At 55.5% G+C, this 686-nt stretch carries 1 protein-coding gene; it reads right to left on the reverse strand.

Annotated elements, in window-relative coordinates:
* Positions 1 to 686: HAMP domain-containing sensor histidine kinase (locus DVK07_RS20330; protein WP_199719677.1), on the reverse strand; the 686-nt coding region annotated here is incomplete at both ends.

The following is a 686-nucleotide window of genomic DNA, read 5'->3' on the forward strand; positions in this document are numbered from 1 at the left end:
ACCAGCCACAATCCCAGTCCACTACCGTGTGAGAGTGTCTCGATAGCCCCTCCCGATTCGAGGACATCTCTGTCAAATTCTGGGATACCCGGACCGTTGTCCCGTACGCTAAGAATGCCCCATGGTCTCTCGACAGCGAGGTTGACACGCACACGGGGATTTTCGCTGTCGTTGTGGGTCACAGCGTTGGTCAACAGCTCTTCAATTGCGGCAGTAATCGATTCGGCTGCAGAGACGAAGAGCTGTGTCGGGCCTGTAACGTCGACATCTGCGTTGGGCCAGTCGTCGGCTGTCTCTTTGGCGAGAACCCGAACCACCTGCCCGATATCTACAGAGATTGGCCCGTGTGAGTCACTAAGAACAGTCGTAATCTCCCGCGACTTCTCACTCGTCGTCAACAGGGTTTCGGCCCGGTCAACGATGGTGCCGGCAGCGGCTTTGGGTTCGCCCTCAAGATTCTTTTGAAGTTGCTCGCCCCGACCGTGGATCACGTTCAGCTCGTTGCGGATATTGTGCCGCAGGATGTTATCAAGTACGTGGAGCTGTCGGGTCCGTTCTTCGAGATCAGTCACGTTTCGGCAGATAGCCAGCGTCCCTGCGATCTCTCCATCCTCGTAGTAGGGGTACCGACTCGTATAGAACATCGCCTCTCTATCGCTTCGTCTAAATGTCGGCTCGACATTATA

It is taken from the genome of Halorubrum sp. Atlit-26R, from assembly GCF_003666015.1.
In the GTDB taxonomy this organism is placed as follows: Archaea; Halobacteriota; Halobacteria; order Halobacteriales; family Haloferacaceae; genus Halorubrum.